General features: G+C 37.0%; 2 protein-coding genes. Both read right to left on the reverse strand.

Going from position 1 to position 1987, the window contains the following annotated elements:
• Positions 1-1055, reverse strand: a 1055-nt coding sequence (hisB, locus tag ACGHIN_RS17190; protein WP_390456437.1) for a bifunctional histidinol-phosphatase/imidazoleglycerol-phosphate dehydratase HisB, incomplete at its 3' end; no start/stop codon positions are given.
• A partial coding sequence (gene hisC / locus ACGHIN_RS17195) for a histidinol-phosphate transaminase (protein WP_390456440.1) occupies positions 1052-1987 on the reverse strand: 936 nt, incomplete at its 5' end. The genes hisB and hisC, both read right to left, overlap by 4 nt.

A 1987-nucleotide genomic window follows, 5' to 3' on the forward strand; every position in this document is an offset into this window, starting at 1 on the left:
GGGTCAGACTGGTTCACTGCCATTTTTATCGATTTGGCAAATGCTTTGAAAATAGATTCTATTTTATGGTGCTCATTATCTCCTTTTGCCCGTATATTCAGATTTGATTTTGAAGAGTCCGTGAAGGATTTAAAAAAGTGAGAAAACATTTCCGTAGGAACATCACCTATTTTTTCTCTTTGAAAATCAGCTTCCCAGACGAACCAGGGTCTTCCTCCGAAATCTATAGCGGACCATGCAAGGCTGTCATCCATCGGAAGAAGGAAACCATATCTTTCAATTCCTTTTTTCTGGCCTAAAGCTTTCAAAATGGCTTCTCCCAATACAATTCCCACATCTTCCATCGTGTGATGTTCATCTACCTGTAAATCTCCTCTGACATCAATTTTCAAATCTATATTTCCATGCTTTGAAATCTGTTCCAGCATGTGGTCGAAGAAATGTAGCCCGGTAGAAATGTCAGAATGCCCGTTTCCATCAAGGTTGACCTCAATTTCAATAGCTGTTTCATTGGTTTTCCTGGAAACTTTAGCTTTTCTCGGAATCTGCTTTAAAAACTGATAGATTTCAGACCAGTTTTTTGTAGTTAATGCTGCATTTTCATTGGAATTTTCACTGATAAAAATAGCGCTGCATCCAAGATTTTGAGCTAATTGAATATCCGTCACCCGATCACCGATCACATAAGAATTGGCCAAATCATAGTTTCCGTAGAGATATTTTCCCAACAAGCCCGTTCCCGGTTTTCTTGTGGGCAGGTTTTCATGCTCAAAGCTTTTATCGATCAGAATATCACTGAACATAATGCCTTCATTCCTGAACGCTTCTAACATTTTTTCATGAGGAGTAATAAAATCTTCATATGGAAAGCTTTCTGTTCCCAAACCATCCTGATTGGTTACCATGACCAGTTCATAATCCAACTCTTTGGCAATTTTTGAAAGATTCTGAAATACTCCCGGATAAAATTCCAGTTTTTCCAGCGAATCAATTTGAAAATCCGCCGGTTCTATGATCAGCGTTCCGTCCCGGTCAATGAATAGTACTTTTTTCATGGCATGATATTTTTTAATGTGGCAATAAGTTGATTGTTTTCTTCCACAGTTCCGATATTGATCCTTATGCAATTGGGGATTTGCGGAGCTCTTTTGCTGGTTAAAATTTCCTGCTTTAATAGATTTTCATAGACCTTTTCAACATCATCAAACTCAATCAGAAAGAAATTAGCATCAGTGGAAAATACTTTAGTAATACATTCAATATTTTCAAATTCCAGCTTTAAGCGGGCTCTTTCATCAAGAATTTCTTTTACATTTTGCTCAAATTCGTTTTGATCGTCAAGAGATTTAATGACAAGTTCCTGGCTTAAAGAATTGGTATTGTAAGGCGCTTTTACCGTATTGATCAATCTGATGATCTCCTTTGATGCATAGGCCGTTCCTACTCTTGCTCCTGCCATTCCCCAAGCTTTGGAAAACGTTTGCAGGACAATGAGATTAGGATATTTTTCCAGCAGTTCTATGCTGGATTTTTGATCAGAGAACTCAATATACGCTTCATCAACGACCACTATTCCATTAAAATTCTGAACATAAAATTCAATATCTTCAATACTGTTTCCCGTAGGATTATTGGGGGAACATAAAAAAAATATTTTTAGCTGAAGTTCATTGGTGATCTTTATAAAGTCGTCTCTTACAATTTCGAAGTTCTGATCAAGATTTAATTTAACAACCTTGTTTTCATTAATGGCTGCATAAAATCCGTACATGGCAAAAGAAGGATTCATCATCAGAATGGAATCTTTTTTAGGCTCACAGAAAATCTTGATGATCAGATCAATAAGTTCATCGCTGCCGTTTCCTACGGCTATTTGATCCGGAAGAATATTTTTTAATTTAGCGAGCTTATTTTTGAGCTCTTTTTGCGTAGAATCCGGGTAACGGTTGAACTTTCCGAACGGGTTTTCATTGGTATCCAGGAAAAC

Origin of the sequence: Chryseobacterium barbadense (assembly GCF_042849955.1) — a bacterium.
Classification (GTDB): domain Bacteria; phylum Bacteroidota; class Bacteroidia; order Flavobacteriales; family Weeksellaceae; genus Chryseobacterium.